The following is a 17668-nucleotide window of genomic DNA, read 5'->3' as shown; positions in this document are numbered from 1 at the left end:
GACGGCCCCGCACCGGAGGGCGGCGGCTCGGTGCGCCTGACGGCGGCCGTACGCGAGGCGCTGGACGCCGCCCGCCGTCCCGTCCCGTACGCCCGGCTGCGCCGGCACCTGCTGGAGCACACCGCCGGCAGCCCCGAGCAGGTCGACCACCTGCTCACCGGCCTGTGGCAGCAGCACCTGCTGGTCACCGACCTGCGCGCCGCGCTCACCTGCGCCGACCCCGCCGAGGAGCTGCGCCGCCGCCTCGCCGAGCGCCCCTCCTGCGCCCGCACCGCCGAACAGCTGGCCGCCCTGCTCGCCGAGATGGCCGCCCTCGACCGCGCCCCCGCCGAGCGGGCGCCCGAGCGCGCCCGCGCCGTCACCCGCCGCGCCGCGGCCGTCCACCCCGTCACCGCGGCGGCGTTCCAGACCGACATGGCCCGGCCGGTGGACGGCGACGCCCTAACCGCCCGCGTCGGCGAGGACTGCGCCCGCGCCGCCGAACTGCTGCTGTCCCTGTCGCCGCAGCCGTCCGGCTCCCCGGACCTGGCCGCCCACCGCGCCGCCTTCACCCAGCGCTACGGCCACAGCAGGGAGGTGCCGCTGCTGGAACTGCTGGACGAGCACACCGGCATCGGCCCGCTCCCCCACACCCACGGCGCCCCCGCACTGGCGCCCGAGGCGGCCGCCCGGCGCGCGGACACCCTCACCGACCTCGCCCTCACCGCCCTGCGGGACCACCGGCGCGTCGTCCACCTGAGCGACGACCTGCTCGCCGCCCTGCGGACCCGTCAGCCCGACGCCCCCGCACCGCTGTCCCTGGAGCTGTCCGCCTTCGTCGCCGCCGCCGGCCCCGAAGCCGTCGACCGCGGGGACTACCTCCTGGTCGTCGGCCCCAACCTCGGCGCCGCCAGCGCCGGCCGCTCGCTCGGACGCTTCGCCGACCTCCTCGCCCCCCAGGGCCCGGCCGCCCTGCGCGCCCTGGGCGAGGCCGAACAGCGGGCCCGCCCCGAGGCCGGCCTGCCCGCCGAGGTCGTCTACCTGCCCGCCGACCCCCGGATGGCCAACGTCCTGGTGCGCCCCGCCGCCCACACCCACGAGATCGTCCTCGACCTGCCCGCCGGCGTGGGCGACGAGGGCGTCATCCCGCTCGACGACATCCTGGTCGGCGTCCACCACGACCGCTACCGGCTGCGCTCGCGGCGCCTGGGCACCGCGCTGCGCCCCACCGCCCGCCACATGCTCAACTCCCACCAGGCGCCCGCCGTCTGCCGCTTCCTCGACGAGGCCGCCCGCGACGGCTGCCCCGAGTTCACGCCCTTCGACTGGGGCCCCGCGGCCGGCTTCCCGTTCCTGCCCAGGGTCCAGTACGGCCGCATCGTGCTCAGCCCCGCTCGCTGGCTGCTTCGCCCACCCGCCGCCGGCGGCGGCGAGGACCGGGCCGATGACCGGGCCGAGCACTGGGCCGAGGACGCCGCGGCCTTCGCCGCCCGCGCCGGCGCCTGGCGCACCGCCTGGTCGGTCCCCGCCCGCCTGTACCTGACCGTGGCCGACAACCGGCTGCTGCTCGACCTCGACGACCCCGCCGGGCTCGAACAGCTGCGCTCCGAGGCCCGGCACGCCCGGGGCGCCCCGCTCCTGCTCCAGGAGGCGCTGCCCGACACCACCGCCGCCTGGCTTCCCGGCACGGACGGCGTCTTCCTGAGCGAACTCGTGGCCCCCCTCGTCCTGCGCCCCCGGCCGACGGCCCCGCCGCCCGCGGCCCCGCAAGCGGCCCCATCGGCGGCGGTCGCGGCGGGGGTCGCGGCGGGGGTCGCCGTGCCCGCGGCCAACGGCCACCCGGTGCCGGTGCGGGAGCGGCTGCGCCTGCCGGGCAGCGACTGGCTGTTCGCCAAGCTCTACTGCGACCCCGACCAGCAGGACGGCCTGCTGGCCGGGCCGCTGCGGCGGCTGTGCGAGATGGCGGAGGTCTCCGGGCTCGCGCGGCAGTGGTTCTTCATCCGCTACGCGGACCCCGACCCGCACCTGCGGCTGCGCTGGAAGGGCGACCACGAGGCGCTGACCCGCCACCTGCTCCCGGAGGTCGCCCGCCTCGCCGCCGCCCTCACCGACGAGGGCCTGGTCTCGCGGCTGGTGGTCGACACCTACGAGCGCGAACTCGAACGGTACGGCGGCCCGCAGGGCACCGACGCCAGCGAGCAGGCCTTCTGCGCGGACAGCCGGGCGGTGCTGCGGCTGCTCGCCGAGACCGCCCCGGCCCGCACCCCGCCGCCCGTACCGTCCGTACCGTCCGCTCCGGAGGTGCCGGCCGACGGGGACCTCGCCGAACTGGCCGCCGTGAGCACCGACGACCTGCTCACCGGGCTGGGCCTGGACCCCGAGGAGCGCCTGCGCTGGTACACCGAGCAGGCCGGGCAGTTCCAGGGCGCCGCCCGCCGCCGGGCCGGCGAGGACTACCGCGTACGGCAGAAGCGCCTGCGCGCCCTGCTCGGCACGCCGCAGGGGCCGGCCCTGCTGGGCGGCGCGGTGCCGCAGATCCTCGCGCAGCGCCGTGACGCGCTCGCGCCGGTGGGCGAGCGGCTGTCCGAACTGGCGGCGGCCGGGCACCTGGGCACCGACCGCGACCGGCTGCTGGGCAGCTACGTCCACCTGCACTGCAACCGCCTGCTGGCCGCACAGCGCCCGTCGGAGGGCTGGCTGCTGCAGATCCTCCAGCGCACCCGCAAGGGCCTGAGCGTCGGCCCGGCCCCCGAGGCGGGCCAGGGCTCCTGACGGCCGGTCCGGTCCACAACCCGGCAGCGGAGCAGCCGGCGCGTACGCCCGGGCCTGCGGGTCGAACCCGCCGGAGGCCTGCCGCCGAGCAGTGACATCCACCCGCACAGCAACCGGCCACCGACCGGGCAGCACCCGCCGGAGAGCCGGCTGCTGCAGATCCTCCGGCGCACCCACAAAGGCCCGAGCGTCGGCCCGGCCCCCGAGGCGGGCCACAGCTCCTGACGGCCGGTCCGGTCCACAACCCGGGAGCGGAACAGGCAGCGCGTGCGCCCGGGCCTCCGAGCCGGTCCGGCCGGTGGCCTGCCGCTGGGCAGTGACGTCCACCCGCACGACAACCGCCCGCCGGCCCCGCAGGGCCCGCCGGAGAGCCGGCCTGCTCCAGATCCTCCAACGCACCCGCAAAGGCCCGAGCCTGGGCCCGGCCCCGTGGCAGGCGCGTCGCGTGGTGCTACAGCCTGGCGGCGGAGAAGGTGTCGCAGCGGGCGAGGTCGCCGGTGCGGTAGCCGGTGGTGAACCAGGCCCTGCGCTGCCCGGCAGAGCCGTGCACCGGCCGGGCAGGACCCGCCGGAGAGCCAGCTGCTCCAGATCCTCCAACGCACCTGCAAGGGCCCGAGCCCGGGCCCGGCCCCGAGGCGGGCCCAGGATCCTGACGGCCGGTCCGGTCCACAGCCCGGCAGCGGAGTAGGCAGCGCGTGCGCCCGGGCCTGCGGGTCGAACCCGCCGGAGGCCTGCCGCCGAGCAGTGACGTCCACCCGCACGACAACCGGCCACCGGCCCGGCAGGGACCGCCGGAGGGCCGACTGCTCCAGCACCCGCACGGGCCCGAGCCTGGGCCCGGCCCCGGGGCCTGTTGACGGCCCGACGGGCGCGTCGCGTGGTGCTACCGCCTGGCGGCGCAGAAGGCGGCGCGTGCGCCCGGGCCTCCGGGCCGGTCCGGCCGGTGGCCTGCCGCTGGGCAGTGACGTCCACCCGCACGACAACCGGCCGCCGGCCGAGCAGGGCCCGCCGGAGAGCCGGCCTGCTCCAGATCCTCCAACGCACCCGCAAGGGCCTGAGCGTCGGCCCGGCCCCCGAGGCGGGCCACAGCTCCTGACGGCCGGTGCGGTCCACAGCCCGGCAGCGCTGCCGGAGCGGTCGCCGGTGGCGAACCAGGCGCCTTGCGCTGCCCGGCAGAGCCGTGCACCGGCCGGGCAGGGCCCGCCGAAGAGCCGGCTGCTCCAGGTTCTCCAGCACACCCGCAGGGGCCCGGCCCCGTGGCAGGCGCGTCGCGTGGTGCTACAGCCTGGCGGCGGAGAAGGTGTCGCAGCGGGCCAGGTCGCCGGTGCGGTAGCCGGTGGTGAACCAGGCCTTGCGCTGCTCGGCGGAGCCGTGCGTCCAGGCCTCCGGGTTGATCCGGCCGGTGGCCTGCTGCTGGATGCGGTCGTCGCCGACGGCCGCGGCCGCGTCCAGGCCCTGGGCGATGTCCTGGTCGGTGAGGGAGGCGATCAGCGGGCGGCCGGTGGAGGGCTGCGGGGTGGTGGTGGCGTGGTGCGCCCACACCCCGGCGTAGCAGTCGGCCTGCAGTTCCAGGCGTACCGAGCCGCTGGTGGCGCCCTGGCGGTCGGCTCCGGCCTTCTGCATGGCGCCGGTGAGGTTCTGGATGTGGTGGCCGTACTCGTGGGCGACGACGTAGGACTCGGCGAATGGGCCGCCCTGGGCGCCGAAGCGGGCGGACAGTTCGTTGAAGAAGCCGAGGTCGAAGTAGGCCTTGCGGTCGCCGGGGCAGTAGAAGGGGCCCACGGCGGAGGTCGCGGCGCCGCAGGCGGTGGAGACCTGGCTCGTGAACAGCACGGTCTCGGCGTTCTTGTAGGGCAGGTTGGTGCGGCGCGGCAGTTCGGTGCGCCAGAACTCCTGGAGGCTGTTGGTGACGGCGACGATCCGGCAGTCCTGGCGCTTGTTGGCGTCCGCGCCGGTCTTGCAGGCCTGCTGGACCTCGCCGGCGGTGCGGGGGTTGGCGGAGCCGGCGGAGGTGCCGTCGCCGGAGGACAGGCCGAGCAGTTGCGGGTCGACGCCCAGGACGATCGCGAAGAGCACGGCGAGCAGGCCCACCGCCCCGCCGCCGATGGCGACCTTCCCGCCGGGGATGCCGCGCCGGTCGTCCACCTGGGAGGTGTCGAGGTCGCCCTGGTCGTCGAACTGCATGTGCCCCTGCCTGCCCGCTTCTGTCGTGTTTGCACCCACTGGTGACGGTCTGTGCCAGCCTACGGTCCCCGGGGCCCGCGGCGCCGCAGCGGGGCCCCGGGCGCCGGGCGCGCGGAACGGCCGGGCGCGCGGGCGGCGGGGCCGGGCGGGGCGGCGGGGCCGGGGCGGGCGGGAATTCGGGTGCCCGGCGGGCGGGGCCGTGCGAGCATCGGCGGGTGACCGACACGGACGAGCTGTCCGGCGCCGACCTGGTCGGCAGGCGGCTGCAGGGCGTGACCGCGGCGTGGCACCGCTACGCCGACAGGGAACCGTCGCTGCTGCACCTGTGGCTCCGTCTGGAGGGGCTGGGGCCGGTGCTGTTCCACACGCCCTCGACCGGCCTGTCCCTGCGGGCCGGGCCACCGCACGGACCGCACGCGACGGCGCCGTACGGCAGCGTCCTGGTGACCGACGATCCGCCGCAGGTCCCGGTGACCCGGTTCGTCGGGCGGCCCATCCGCTCGGTGCGCGAGATCGGCTACGACGACGGCCAGGTCGCCTTCCCGGCCGGCCTCGCGCTCCTGTTCCCCGGCGGGAGCGTGCGCCTGCTCGCCCTCGTCGACGAACCGGTCGTCGCCCACGACCGGGACCTGGGCGCCGTGGAGGCCCACCTGCACGAGGACGCGGCCCTCGCCCGGGTGGTGCGGACCTGCGGGGGCTTCCCGTCGCAGTGGGACGCCTGGACGACCGGCGGCCGCTACCTGCACCTGCACTACCGGCACGGCCACGGCAGCGTCGAGCAGCACCCGAGCGAGGACCCCGACACCTGGGACGGCCCGGGTTCCAGGCTCTGGGCCGTCTGGGACGACGGCACCGGCGGCGGCCGGATCGAACTCGCCGACTTCCTCGCCGAGGCCGGCCTGCGCCTGGCACCGCGCGCCGACGCCGGGGCACCGTAGCGCCCGCCGCCCGGCCCTCCCCGTACGAGGAGGGCCGGGGAGGGCCGGGCGGTGCGGCCGGTGCGGGGCGGTCAGGCGGCCGGGGGCGGGGCGGGGGCGTAGCCGGCGGGGCGGGTGGTGAAGGTGCCGCGGCCCTGGGTGCGGCCGCGCAGGCGGCCGGCGTAGCCGAAGAGTTCGGCGAGCGGGACGAGGGCGTTGATGCGGGCGGTGGGGGTGGGGCCGGGGCCGGGGTCGGGGTCGGTGGAGCGGATGTGGCCGCGGTGGGCGGCGAGGTCGCCCAGGACGGTGCCGAGGGCGTCCTGGGGCACGGTGACGTCCACCTCGGCGAGCGGTTCCAGCAGGTGCAGGCGGGAGGCCTTCAGGGCCTGGCGCACGGCGTTGCGGGCGGCGGTGCGGAAGGCGAGGTCGGAGGAGTCCTGGGGGTGGGTGGCCCCGTCGGTGAGGGTGACGGCGACGCCGGTGACCGGGTGCCCGCCCAGCGGTCCCTCGGTCAGGGCGTCGCGGCAGCCGGCCTCGACGGCCTGGACGTACTCGCGCGGTACCCGGCCGCCGGTGACGGTGGAGGTGAACGCGAAGTCCTGTGCGGCGCCCGGTGGCAGGGGGTGGACGTCGAGGACGAGGTGGGCGAACTGGCCCGCGCCGCCGTCCTGTTTGGCGTGGCGGTGGACGAAGCCGGTGACGCCCTCGAGGAGGGTTTCGCGCAGTGCGACGCGCGGGCGCCCGGCCACGGCGTCGACGCCGGCCTCGCGCCGGATCTTCTCCAGGGCGACCTCGAGGTGCAGTTCGCCCTGGCCGGACAGGGTGCGCTGGCCGGTGTCGGGGTCGGTGGCCACGCGCAGCGAGGGGTCCTCCTCGGCGAGGCGGGCCAGGGCGGCGGCGAGTCTGTCGGTGTCGGTGGTGCGGCGGGCCTCGACGGCGACGGTGACGACGGGTTCGGCGTGCACGGGGGCCTCCAGGGCGATGGGGTGGTCGGGGTCGCACAGGGTGGCGCCGACGCGGGTGTGCTTGGGGCCGGCGACGGCGACGATGTCGCCCGCTCGGGCGTGGTCGGTCTCGGCGTGGTGGAGGGTGAGGATGCGGGCGACGCGTTCGGTGCGGCCGGTGGCGGTGTCCAGGACGGTGTCGCCCTTGCGCAGGGTGCCGGCGTACAGGCGCAGGTGGGTCAGGCGCCCGGTGGGGGCGGCGGTGACCTTGAACGCCAGGGCGGTCAGGGGCTGTTGGGGGTCGGGGCGGCGCTGCCGGGTGCCGTCGGCGCAGCGGGTGGGCGGCAGGTCGAGGGGGGAGGGCAGGTAGGCGACGGCGGCGTCCAGGAGCGGTTCGATGCCGCGGTTGCGGTAGGCGGAGCCGCCCAGCACCACGACGGCCTCGCCGGTGCGGGTGAGGTCGCGCAGGGCCGCGCTCAGGGTGGCGGCGCTCAGGGTGGCGTGGGCGCAGTACTCCTCCAGGGCGCCGGGGTGCAGTTCGGCGACCGCCTCCGCCAGGGCGTGGCGCCGGCGCGTGGCCTCGTCGCGGAGTGCGTCGGGGACCGGGCCCTCGTGGAGGGTGCCGTCGTCGTCCCAGGTCAGGGCGCGCTGGCGGATGAGGTCGACGACGCCGGTGAAGGAGTCCTCGGCGCCGATGGGCAGGTGGACGGCCAGCGGGTGGGGGTGCAGGCGGTCGCGGATGGCGGCGACGGCGGTGTCCAGGTCGGCGCCGGGGCGGTCGAGTTTGTTGACGAAGGCGATCCGTGGCACTCCGTGGTGGTCGGCCCGGCGCCACACGGACTCGGTCTGCGGCTCGACGCCGGCGACCGCGTCGAAGACGGCCACCGCGCCGTCCAGGACGCGCAGGCAGCGTTCGACCTCGGCGGCGAAGTCGACGTGGCCGGGGGTGTCGACGAGGTTGATCCGGTGCCCGGCCCAGGCGCAGCTGACGGCGGCGGCGAAGATGGTGATGCCGCGTTCGCGTTCCTGGGGGTGGCAGTCGGTGACGGTGGTGCCGTCGTGGACCTCGCCGCGCTTGTGGGTGAGGCCGGTGAGGTAGAGGATCCGCTCGGTGACGGTGGTCTTGCCGGCGTCGACGTGGGCGAGGATGCCGAGGTTGCGGACGGCGGCGATACCCGCCGTGGCGGCGGTGTTCGTGGTGCCGGTGCCGGTGCTGGTGGTGCGCGCGGTGGTGGTGCCCGCGGTGGCGGTGGCGGTGTTCGTGGTGGTGGTGTGGGTGCGCATGGCCCGGGTGCCTTTCGGGGCGGTGGTGCTCTACGGGTGGGCGCGCGATGGGTGCGGTGCCGGCGCGTCGTCGGGCACGGCGGCCGACGGGTCGTCGGGCGCGGTGCCGGGAAGCGGCCCTGCGGCGTCGCGGTGGTGCGGCGGCCGGTGTCAGGCGGTGGCGGCACGGCTCCGGTGCCGGCCGCGCAGCGGGCACCGGGAGGACGGGGACACCAGGATCACCTCGTACCGCGACGCGGGCGAGGGGGCGGCGGCGCGGTGCTTCGCCATGGCCGCCCGCCCCCTCTCCTGCCTCGTCCGTCGCGGTCGCCGCGATCATCACGGTCGTCGGGCCGCGCGTCGGGGCGCGGCCGCGTGGCGAGTGTAGGCACGGCGGGCCGCGCGGTGCGACGGGTTTAACGGTGCGTCGGATTTGACGGACCCGACGGCTACGGGCCCACCGGGCCCACGGGCTCCGCGGGTTGTGCGGTGCCGGCGGGTTGTGCGGTGCCGGGGCCGGGCGGTGTCCCGAAGCGCAGCACCGGCTCGGACCAGCCGTCGTCGGCCACCCCGGCGTCCAGGGCGGCGCCGATGGCCCGTTCCTCGTAGCCGAAGTGGGAGTCCATGATGGCGGCGAGCCCGTCGAGTTCGCGTGCGATGGCCGTCAGGTCCGCGCCGGGGTCGGTGGCGGCGGCGTGGTCGGCGAGTTCGCGGACCCGGGTGAGGATGCGGGTGATGAGGCCGTGGTCCTCGACGAGTTTGGCGATGGTGGGGGCCAGGTCGGGGCGCTCGCGCAGGAGTTGGGCGAACAGGCCGCCGTCCTCGCCCTGGTGGTGGTTGGTCAGGGCGGTGCAGAAGGCCAGGCAGTGGGCGAGCAGCGGGTCCTGGCCGTGCGGGCGGGGGCGGCCGAGGCCGGCGCGCAGGTCGGCGAGGCGGCGGCGCAGGTCCTGGTGCGCGGTGGAGAGCTGGCGGCTGAGGGCGGCCGTACGGCCGGTGGAGGGGGAGGCCACGAGAAAAGTGGGTCCTTCGGTCGGGCACCTCCATGCCTGACGCGGTCCGTCACCGGCACGCGATGCCGCCGCCCATCCGATCACGTGGCGCGCCCGGTGGGCAAGGGGGTTTCGGCCGGCGCCCCGTCGCCGGGGCGGACGGTACCGGCGCGCGGGCGCCCGCACAGGATCCCGGCGGCGACCAGGGCCAGGCCCAGGCCCTGGCGCGGCCCGAAGGGGTCGCCGTCCAGGGCGGTGCCCAGCAGGACGCCGGTGAGCGGGTTGAGCAGTCCGAGCAGGCCCACGGTGGCGGCCGGCAGGTGGCGCAGCCCGGTGAACCAGCAGGCGAAGGCGAGGGCGGTGGCGACGACGGCGGTGTAGCCGAAGGCGAGCAGGGTCGGTACGTCCACGGGCGGGGGCGCGCCCTCGACCACGAAGGCCGCCGGCAGCAGCACCAGGGCACCGGCGGTCAGCTGCCAGGCGGTGGCGGCCAGCGGGTCGGCGCCCTCGCGCCAGCGGGCGGCCAGCACGTAGCCGACGCTGGAGACCAGCATCGCCCCGGCCGAGGCGGCCAGCCCCGCCCAGCCGATCCGCTGGCCCGGTCCGGCCAGCGCCAGCGCGACCCCGGCCAGGCCCACCCCCGCCCCCGCCAGGTGGGCGCGGCGCGGGCGCCGGCCGGCCAGCGCCCAGGCGGTGAGCAGCATCGCGAGGGGGGAGGCGGCCATGGCGGTGGCGGCGGTGCTGGTGGGCAGCAGCTGGGAGGCGAGGTAGAGCAGGAGGAGGAAGGCGGCGGTGTTGAGCAGGCCGAGCACGGCGCTGCGCCACCACCAGGCGCCGTGCGGGCGGCGGCGGGCGCAGGCGAGCAGCAGCAGGCCGGCGGGCAGGGCGCGCAGGGCGGCGCCCCACAGCGGGCGGTCGGCGGGCAGGTGGGCGTGGGTGACCCAGTAGTTGGCGCCCCAGGCGACGGGGGCGAGGGCGGTGAGCAGCACCCACCGCGCGTTGGCTTCCATGGAAGACAATATAGCTTCCCGGGAAGCTATCGGGGGTAGGATGGGCGTCATGGATGCCACCGATGCCACCGATGCCACCGATGCCGCGGGTGCCAGGGGTGCTGCGGGTGCCAGGGGCGCCGGGGGTGCTGCGGGTACCACCGATGCCACGGGCGCCACGGGTGCCTCGGGTGCCGCGGGTTCCTTGGGGCCCGGCCGGCCTGCGGACCACGTCGCCCGGGTCCAGGCCGAGTGGCGGCGCGAGCGCCCCGACCTCGACGTCTCCCCGCAGGCCGTCATCGGGCGCCTGCACCGCCTGGCCGCCCGCCTGACCGCCGAGCTGACCCTCGTCTACCAGCGCTACGGGCTGGGCGAGGGCGAGTTCGACGTGCTCGCGGCGCTGCGCCGGGCCGGCGCCCCCTACGAGCGGGCGCCGGGCGAGCTGGCCGCGCACACGATGGTCACCACCGGGGCGATGACCAAGCGGATCGACCGCCTGGAGCGCGCCGGGCTGGTCACCCGCCGGGCGGCGGTTCAGGACCGGCGCGGGCGCGTGGTCGCCCTCACCGGGGCCGGGCGGCGGCTGATCGACGAGGCGTTCACCGCCCACATGCGCAACGAGCACCGGCTGCTGGCACACCTGGACCCCGGGGAGGCCGCCGCCCTGCAGGGGCTGCTCACCGTCTGGCAGGAGCGCCTGGACGGCACCGGCGGGAACGGGCACGGCTCCGGCGGGGACGGGCACGGCGTTGGGGACGGCGCCGGGGACGGGGGCGGGGACGGCGGGGGCGCGGAGTCCGTGGAGGGAGGCGGGCCCGGCGCCGGGGCGTGAGAGGCTGACGCATGACCAGCACGCCGCCCCCGTCCGACGTCCCGCCCCCGCACTCCCCCGGCCCCGGGCCCGGGCCTGCCGCGCCGCCGCCGGGCTGGGAGAACCCGGCCGTGCGCGCCGACCGGCGCCTGGTGGAGATGCTGCAGGAGCTGCGGGTGCTCCAGACCGGCGTGCAGATCGTCTTCGCGTTCCTGCTCGGCGTCGCGTTCACCCCGCGCTTCGCCGAACTCACCGACGCCCAGCAGGACGTCTACGTCGCCACCCTGCTGCTGTCGGTCGTCGCCGCGGCCGTCCTGGCCACCCCCGTGGCGCTGCACCGCGGGCTGTACCACCACCCGGGCAAGGAGCGGATCGTCACCGTCTCGGTGCGCGTCGCCCAGGTCGGCCTGCTGCTGCTCGCCTGCGCGCTGACCGGCGCCGTGCTGCTGGTCCTGGACGTCGTCCTCGGCACGGCGCTCGCGCTGCCGATCACCGGCGCCATCGCGCTGATCTTCGGCGTGCTGTGGTTCGTCCTGCCCTGGGCGGTGCGCCGCGCCGCCGCCGGCGACCGGACCTGACCCGCCCCCGGACCCGGGGGCGCGCGGCGCGGGGACTACCGTGCCCGGTATGCACACCGACGAAAGCCCGTGGGACGTCCTGCTGATCGGCGGCGCCTCCGGCCTCGGCAAGAGCCGCGCCGCCGCCCTCCTGTCCGCCCGCCACGGCGCGTTCGTGGTCGAGTTCGACGACGTGGTGGCCGCCCTGCAGGCCGCCACCACCCCCGCCGGCCACCCCGGCCTGCACCACTTCACCACCGCGCCCGACCCCGGCGCGCTGAGCCCCGAGCGCGTCCTGGAACTGCAGATCGCCACCGCCCGCGCCCTGGACGACGCGCTGCTCGGCGTCGTGCGCAACCGGCTCACCGTGGACGTGCCCGCCATCGTGGAGGGCGACTACCTCACCCCGGCCGCCGCCGCCCGCGCCGCCGCCGAGGCCGCCGGGCAGGGCCGGCGGGTCCGCGCGGTCTTCCTGCACGAGGACGACCCGCAGCGCATCGGCGCCAACTACGCCGACCGCGAGCCCGAATCGGGCCCGCAGCCCGAACGCGCCGCCGTCAGCGCCCGCTACAGCACCTGGCTCGCCGACCAGGCCCGCGCCCACGCCCTGCCCGTCGTCGCCTGCCGCCCGTACGCCACCCTGCCCGAGCGCCTGGCCGCCGCCCTGGCCTGACCCCCGGCCCCGGCCCCGGCCCCTGCCCCTGAGCTTTCGGCCCCTCGGTCTCCGACCCCTGGGCGTCCGGCCCCTGCTCCCTCGGTCTCCGGCCCCTGGGCATCCGGCCCTTGACCCCCGGTCGGGGGCCGGGGCCGGCCGTCACGCCGCGGGCGCGTCCTCGATGTCGGAGATCAGCTTGGTGCCCAGGTCGCTCCGCACGGCCAGCCGGGTGTACCCGGCGTCGGGGCCGGTGCCCCAGGTGAGCGTGACGGTGGTGAACAGGTGCCCGGCGCCCGAGTCGTGGTAGCGCACCTCCCAGCGGGTGGGCACGTCCTGCCCGCGCAGCACGCCGTCGGCGTGGTCGGCCTCCTCCCAGGCGGCCGGCCGCCGGCGCAGGTCCTCGGTGAGGCAGTGGGCGCGCAGCCGGTCCGACAGGTCGTCGGTGCCGTCGTCGACGGCGTCGGTGCAGGCGCCGTAGAAGTCGGCCACCCGGTCCAGCGCGGAGTCCGGGCCGCCCTCGCGCACCGCGGAGCCCGCGGCGGCCTGGGTGGCGGTGTCGGCCACGAACGCCCCCCGTCCGTCGGGCCGGGGCGCGCATGCGCGCCCCGGCCGCTCCCTCGACCTGCCCGGACCAACGAGCCGGTCCCGGGAAAGTTGCGGCCTGTCCCCCTCCCCTGCCCCCTGCCCCCTGCTGCGCGGTCAGTGCGGCAGTGCCTGCCCGTGGTCGTAGGCGGTGCGCGCGGCCAGGACCTGCGGCATGTGGCACTCGGCCCAGTCCTTGATCTGCTCCACGAGCGGCAGCAGGTCGCGTCCGAGGCCGGTGAGCGCGTAGTCGACGCGGGCCGGGACCCCGGCGGTGACGGTGCGCGCGACCAGGCCGTCGCGTTCCAGGGCGCGCAGGGTCTGGGTGAGCATCTTCTCGCTGACCCCGGCCAGGCGCCGGCGCAGGTCGCTGTAGCGCAGCGGCCCGTCGGCGAGGGCGGTGACGGCCAGGCTGACCCACTTGTCGCCGATCCGGTCCAGGAGCTGGCGGGCCGGGCAGTGGGCGAGGTAGGCGTCGTAGGCGGCCGCCTCGGCGGCGCGGCGCTGGGCGGCGGTCGTGGTGGGCACCGGCCCACTCTCCTTTCCGTACGGTACGCACCTTCGGGTACGTCCTTCCCTATGGAGAGTAACTCTCCTTAGGTTGGGCGCAGTTGCCGGATACGTGAAGACGTGACGACGTTCGGGCGTGAGGACGTGCGGGCGTGAAAGGGGTGTGGGCGGTGCGTGCGGTGGTGGTGCGGGGGTTCGGTGGTCCCGAGGTGCTGGAGCTGGCGGAGGTGGAGGTGCCGCGGCCGGGGCGCGGGCAGGTGCGGGTGGCGGTGGCGGCGGCCGGGGTCAACCCGGTGGACGCGGTCACCCGTTCCGGGGTGCTGGCGCAGGCGGGGCTGATGGCGCCCCGGGCGGTGACGGGCGTCGGCTGGGACGTGGCCGGGACGGTGGACGCCGTCGGGCCGGGCGTGGAGGGGTTCGCGCCCGGTCAGCGGGTGGTGGGCCTGCGCGACCGCCTGGACGTCGACCTGGGCACCTACGCCGAGCAGGTCGTCCTGGACGCCGACGCGCTGGCCCCGGCCCCGGCGGGCGCCACCTTCGCGCAGGCCGCGACGCTGCCGCTGAACGGCCTCACGGCACTGCAGGCCCTGGACCTGCTCGCCCTGCCGGCCGGCTCCACCGTGCTGGTGACCGGCGCCGCGGGCGCGGTCGGCGGCTTCACCGTCGAGCTGGCCGCGCTGCGCGGCCTGCGGGTGGCCGCGCTCGCCGGGCCGGAGGACGAGGAGCTGGTGCGCGCGCTGGGCGCCGAGTGGTTCGTGCCGCGCACCGTGCCCGATGTGGCGCGCGCGGTACGGGAGTCGGTGCCCGGCGGGGTCGACGGCGCGGTCGACGCCGCCCTGCTCGGCGTGCGGGCCCTGGGCGCGGTGCGCGGGCGCGGCGCCTTCGTCGCGGTCGCGGCCGGCAGCGCGCCGACGGCCCTGCGCGGCATCCGGGTCGCGAACGTGTGGATCACCGCCGACGGCCCCGCCCTGGCCCGCCTCTCGGCCCTGGCCGCCGACGGCCGCCTCACCCTGCGGGTCGCCGACACCCTCCCCCTGGAGAAGGCCGCCGACGCCCACCACCGCCTGGAGGCCGGCCACCTGCGCGGCCGCCTGGTCCTCACCCCCTGACCCGCCCTCGGGGCACGGGCGGGAGGCCTGCCCCGGGAACGGCGGCAGGCCCTCTTCGATGTGATCCGCGTCACGGCGGGGCTGCGGCAACAGCGCTCCGCCCGGGGAGGCCGTCCGGGTTGAGGGGAAGGACTCTCGGGTTGCACGATGACAGCCGGCCGCGCTCCGGCCAAGCCGCCCGGACGACTTCGGACACTCCCGGACACTCCCGGACGCCTCACCGTCCCGAGCAGGCGTGACCGCCTCCCTTCGCCTGCGGCGGCCCGGACGTTCCCGGACGGCTTCGGACGGGCGGGCGCCGGAACCGTGCGCTGCGGCGTCCGAACCTGTCCTGACGCGAGGTCATATCGCCCTCGACAGAGGGGTGTTGCCGCTTTCTTCGCCCTCGGGCGGGAACTTGCGCGGGTCTTCGCGGCCCGCGCATCATCTGAGCCTGCCGCCCGCCGGGTGGCCCAGGGGACGGCAATCCCCGTGTCCGGGTTGAGGGTTCAGAAGGGACCACTGTGCTGTTCGAGTTCCGGTGCGCGGTGCGGCGCACACCGCCGCCCGCCCCGCCCGCCCCGCCCGCCGGGGGCTCCGGTCCGCGGCGCGCCGTACCGGCCGCCGCGTTCCTCGCGATCGCGCTGGCCGGCGTCATCGCCCTGGCCGTCCTCGGGTACACCGTCGAGGCCCTGGTCACCGTCATCGTCACCGCCGCGACCGAGGCCTCCGGCAGGGCCGCGCGGAGGCCGCGATGAGTGCACGTGAGGAGTTCTTCGCCGAGATGGAGGAACAACTCCTGCTCGCAGGTCGACCCTCCCTGACCGGGCTCGCACGAAAGACCGGCCTGCCGGTCACCAGCGTGTTCAGGGTCTTTCAAGGGCCGACCATTCCCCCGGTGCGGCCCCTGACGGTCCTGCTGGAGGCGATGGGCGCGAACGATCGCACCCGGCAGCATGCACTGCTCCTCCGCGAGGCGGCCCTCAGGGAGAGCCGTGCCGCCGTACAGCGCGCCACCGCCGAGCGGATCACCGCCTTCGAGCCGCCCGCACCGCTGCCGGCCGCGGGCGAACCCGACCCCCTCCTGCTCTCCACCGCCCAGGAGTTCGTCGCCGGCCTGACCGACGTCCGGATCTGGGCCGGCGAGCCGTCCCTGCGCCGCCTGGAGGAGCGCAGCGTGGCGGCCCATCAGCAGGGGCGGACGGGCTACGGCCGGGTGCTGCGGCGCAGCACGATCTCGGACATGCTGAACTCGCCGGTTCTGCCGCAGTTGGAGAAGGTGCGGCATTTCCTGCAGATCTGCGGGGTGCGGGACGTCGATGCGTGGGTGTACACGTGGCGGCGGATCCGGACGGTGGAGAGGGCGGCCGGGCGGCGGGCGGCCTGAGGGCGGCGGGCCCGGAGCAGGAAGTCGGCGGGTCCGACGTCCTACTGCGGGCCCTGGTCCGCGGGTGCGGTCGGGGCCGTGGGGGCGGTCGGTGCCGCGGGGGTGGTCGGCGGTTTGGTGTGGAGGACTTCGCGGGCCTGTTCGGCGGCGCGCACGATGCTCTCGCTGATGAAGTCGAGGAAGCGGGCGATGTTCTCCAGGCGGACGGCGGCGGGGGTGCCGGGGCCCAGGACGGCGATGCCTTCGCGGGCGGCTTCGATGACCTGGTCGTTGGCGCGGGCGCTGGCGATGGTGGCCTGGTAGTAGAGCTCGTCGTCGACGATGTAGCGGTCGCGGCGGCGTTCGTCGCGTTCGCGGCGTACCAGGCTCTGGCTCTCCAGGAAGGCGATGGCCTTGGAGATGGAGGCGGGGCTGACCTGCAGTCGCTGGGCGAGTTCGGCGGCGGTGAGGCTGCCCGCGTCGGTGGTGGACAGGCAGGTGATCACCCGGGCCGCCATCCGGGACAGGCCCGAGCCCACGAGGACGGTGGTGAACCGCTCCTCGTAGGCGGCCACGGCCTCGCTGTCGCGTCCGTGGCCGCTCGGTTCGGGGTGCGGGGCGCCGGCGGGGGCGCGCAGGCGGCGCCGGGCGCGGCGTTCGGTGGCGCGGTGGGCGAGGTCGGCGCGGTAGGCGAGGGGGCCGCCGTTGCGCATCACCTCGCGGGTGACGGTCGAGGTGGGGCGTTCCAGGCGCCGGGCGATCTCGGCGTAGGGCAGGCCGTCGGCCACGCCCAGCGCGATCTGCTGGCGTTCCTGCTGGGTGAGCCTGCCTCCCGGCATCGCGCGTCCCCTCACTGCTCGTCGGAGCTGGTCGGTGTTTCTCGGTGTTTCTCGGTGTTCGCCGGTGTTCGCCGGTGCCGGTGCCCGGGCGGGTTCCCGGCCGGGGCCCACCATAGCGTTCACCTTCCACCCATTGCAATGATCGCACCGGTCGCCGTTGCGTTACCCGACAGGCTTGTTGCAACAATTTCCCGGCATTCACCTGCAGCGATGCCGATCTGACGCAACGAACTGATTGCCAGGATCCTGAACGCAACGTAGCGTTTCCAATGTCGGAAACACCGACCGGGCCGCCCGGAGACCGGGCCCGGGCCCGCACCCACCAGCCGCAACAGGAGAGCACCGTGCAGAAGTTCGACACCCCCGCCCCGGTCACCGTCGTCCTGGACGTCCCGGGCGGGCGGGTGCAGCTCATCGCCGCCGAGCGCACCGACACCACCGTCGAGGTCCGCCCCGCCGAGCCGGGCAGGAACCGCGACGTCCAGGCCGCCGAGCACACCGCCGTCGCGTTCGCCGACGGTGTCCTGCGGATCACCACCGCCGCCACCGGCGGCCGGCTGCTGGGGCCCACCGGCTCCCTGGAGGTCACCGTCCAGCTGCCGGCCGGCTCCGCCGTGCGGGGCAGGGCCGCCGCCGCCGAACTGCGCGCCGTCGGCCGCCTGGGCGACGTCGCCTTCGACGGCGCGTACCACCGCACCAAGATCGACGAGGCCGCGAGCCTGGAACTGACCGCCGTCGACGGCGACGTCGAGGTCGGCCGCCTGGGCGGGCCCGCCCGGATCACCACCACCCGCGGCGACATCCGCGTCACCGAGGCCCGCGGCGGCACCGTCGAGCTCAGCACCCAGTCCGGGAACATCACCGTGGGCGCCGCCGCCGGCGTCTCGGCGGCCCTGGACGCCGGCACCGGCCACGGCCGCGTCAGCAACGCCCTGCGCAACCACGGCACCACCGTGCTCGACATCCGCGCCACCACCTCCCACGGCGACATCACCGCCCACAGCCTCTGAGCACCCCCACCCCCACCCGCCTCCCCCCGTTACCGTCTTCGTGGCTCCGCAATGGGGCCACCGGCCTTCGGGTCCGGCATGACTTCCCCCCTTGTTGTTCATGATCCGGGGGGTGGTGCCACCGGGCCCGAAGGCATCGACGGACCGCTGATGAGGGGCTTGAGCACCGGCTTCACCCGCGCCGGAAGAGCTCTCCGTAACGTGGATGTGGCA

At 76.6% G+C, this 17668-nt stretch carries 17 protein-coding genes; 9 read left to right on the top strand and 8 right to left on the bottom strand.

All coding sequences use genetic code 11. From position 1 onward, the window contains the following. The coding region (locus tag ABZW03_RS20740) for a lantibiotic dehydratase (RefSeq protein ID WP_355260087.1) at positions 1-2751 on the top strand (2751 nt) is incomplete at its 5' end. A 451-nt stretch (positions 2752-3202) separates the two neighbouring features. On the opposite strand, the gene ABZW03_RS20735 is transcribed toward ABZW03_RS20740, so the two are convergent. Together ABZW03_RS20735 and ABZW03_RS20730 are read right to left on the bottom strand one after the other, a co-directional pair. Beyond that, a complete protein-coding gene (locus tag ABZW03_RS20735; RefSeq protein ID WP_355260084.1) occupies positions 3203-3301 on the bottom strand; it encodes a neutral zinc metallopeptidase in 99 nt (32 codons plus the stop codon). A 728-nt stretch (positions 3302-4029) separates the two neighbouring features. Beyond that, positions 4030-4935: a neutral zinc metallopeptidase gene (locus ABZW03_RS20730; RefSeq protein ID WP_355260081.1), complete on the bottom strand. Its 906-nt coding sequence runs from the start codon at positions 4933-4935 to the stop codon at positions 4030-4032. 215 nt (positions 4936-5150) lie between these two features. Between ABZW03_RS20730 and ABZW03_RS20725 the strand changes: the two genes are divergently transcribed. Next, the gene (locus ABZW03_RS20725) at positions 5151-5873 is read left to right on the top strand and encodes a hypothetical protein (protein ID WP_355260078.1); all 723 of its coding nucleotides are present in this window, start codon (positions 5151-5153) and stop codon (positions 5871-5873) included. 71 nt (positions 5874-5944) lie between these two features. Here ABZW03_RS20725 and fusA read toward each other — a convergent pair whose 3' ends face one another. The 3 genes from fusA to ABZW03_RS20710 all read right to left on the bottom strand — a co-directional run bounded on the left by fusA (position 5945) and on the right by ABZW03_RS20710 (position 10058). Next, positions 5945-8080 carry an elongation factor G gene (gene fusA / locus ABZW03_RS20720; protein ID WP_355260075.1) on the bottom strand — a complete coding sequence of 712 codons (2136 nt, stop codon included), beginning with the start codon at positions 8078-8080 and terminating at the stop codon, positions 5945-5947. 428 nt (positions 8081-8508) lie between these two features. Further along, positions 8509-9069 (bottom strand): hemerythrin domain-containing protein, encoded by a 561-nt coding sequence (locus tag ABZW03_RS20715; RefSeq protein WP_355260072.1) that lies wholly within the window; start codon positions 9067-9069, stop codon positions 8509-8511. A gap of 80 nt (positions 9070-9149) precedes the next feature. Next, complete coding sequence (locus ABZW03_RS20710; protein WP_355260069.1) at positions 9150-10058, bottom strand: EamA family transporter; 909 nt, start codon at positions 10056-10058, stop codon at positions 9150-9152. A 184-nt stretch (positions 10059-10242) separates the two neighbouring features. Here ABZW03_RS20710 and ABZW03_RS20705 point away from each other — a divergent pair, with 184 nt between their 5' ends. The 3 genes from ABZW03_RS20705 to ABZW03_RS20695 are packed head-to-tail and all read left to right on the top strand — an operon-like array spanning position 10243 to position 12078. Then, a complete protein-coding gene (locus ABZW03_RS20705) occupies positions 10243-10869 on the top strand; it encodes a MarR family transcriptional regulator (protein ID WP_355260092.1) in 627 nt (208 codons plus the stop codon). Positions 10870-10880: 11 nt separating this feature from the next. Then, entirely contained in the window at positions 10881-11426 is a 546-nt protein-coding gene (locus ABZW03_RS20700; RefSeq protein WP_355260067.1) for a DUF6328 family protein, read from the top strand. 49 nt (positions 11427-11475) lie between these two features. Beyond that, positions 11476-12078, top strand: coding sequence for an AAA family ATPase (locus ABZW03_RS20695; protein WP_355260064.1), 603 nt, complete (start codon positions 11476-11478; stop codon positions 12076-12078). Between the two features lie 141 nt (positions 12079-12219). Here ABZW03_RS20695 and ABZW03_RS20690 read toward each other — a convergent pair whose 3' ends face one another. Next, positions 12220-12624 carry a hypothetical protein gene (locus ABZW03_RS20690; RefSeq protein ID WP_355260061.1) on the bottom strand — a complete coding sequence of 135 codons (405 nt, stop codon included), beginning with the start codon at positions 12622-12624 and terminating at the stop codon, positions 12220-12222. A 135-nt stretch (positions 12625-12759) separates the two neighbouring features. Next, positions 12760-13170 (bottom strand): helix-turn-helix domain-containing protein, encoded by a 411-nt coding sequence (locus ABZW03_RS20685; protein ID WP_355260058.1) that lies wholly within the window; start codon positions 13168-13170, stop codon positions 12760-12762. A gap of 152 nt (positions 13171-13322) precedes the next feature. Between ABZW03_RS20685 and ABZW03_RS20680 the strand changes: the two genes are divergently transcribed. The 3 genes from ABZW03_RS20680 (at position 13323) to ABZW03_RS20670 (ending at position 15627) form a co-directional block, all read left to right on the top strand. Beyond that, a complete protein-coding gene (locus ABZW03_RS20680; RefSeq protein ID WP_355260089.1) occupies positions 13323-14261 on the top strand; it encodes an NADP-dependent oxidoreductase in 939 nt (312 codons plus the stop codon). A gap of 503 nt (positions 14262-14764) precedes the next feature. Beyond that, positions 14765-14998, top strand: coding sequence for a hypothetical protein (locus ABZW03_RS20675; RefSeq protein ID WP_355260055.1), 234 nt, complete (start codon positions 14765-14767; stop codon positions 14996-14998). After that, positions 14995-15627: a hypothetical protein gene (locus ABZW03_RS20670; RefSeq protein WP_355260052.1), complete on the top strand. Its 633-nt coding sequence runs from the start codon at positions 14995-14997 to the stop codon at positions 15625-15627. The genes ABZW03_RS20675 and ABZW03_RS20670 overlap by 4 nt, the downstream gene beginning before the upstream one ends. A gap of 41 nt (positions 15628-15668) precedes the next feature. Here ABZW03_RS20670 and ABZW03_RS20665 read toward each other — a convergent pair whose 3' ends face one another. Beyond that, positions 15669-16445 carry a helix-turn-helix domain-containing protein gene (locus ABZW03_RS20665; RefSeq protein ID WP_355260049.1) on the bottom strand — a complete coding sequence of 259 codons (777 nt, stop codon included), beginning with the start codon at positions 16443-16445 and terminating at the stop codon, positions 15669-15671. A gap of 344 nt (positions 16446-16789) precedes the next feature. On the opposite strand from ABZW03_RS20665, the gene ABZW03_RS20660 reads away from it, so the two are divergent. Next, a complete protein-coding gene (locus tag ABZW03_RS20660; RefSeq protein ID WP_355260046.1) occupies positions 16790-17455 on the top strand; it encodes a DUF4097 family beta strand repeat-containing protein in 666 nt (221 codons plus the stop codon). The last annotated feature ends 213 nt before the right edge of the window (positions 17456-17668 follow it).

Origin of the sequence: Kitasatospora sp. NPDC004799 (assembly GCF_040609095.1) — a bacterium.
Taxonomy (GTDB): Bacteria; Actinomycetota; Actinomycetes; order Streptomycetales; family Streptomycetaceae; genus Kitasatospora.
This window is presented reverse-complemented; position numbering and strand designations above follow the sequence as displayed.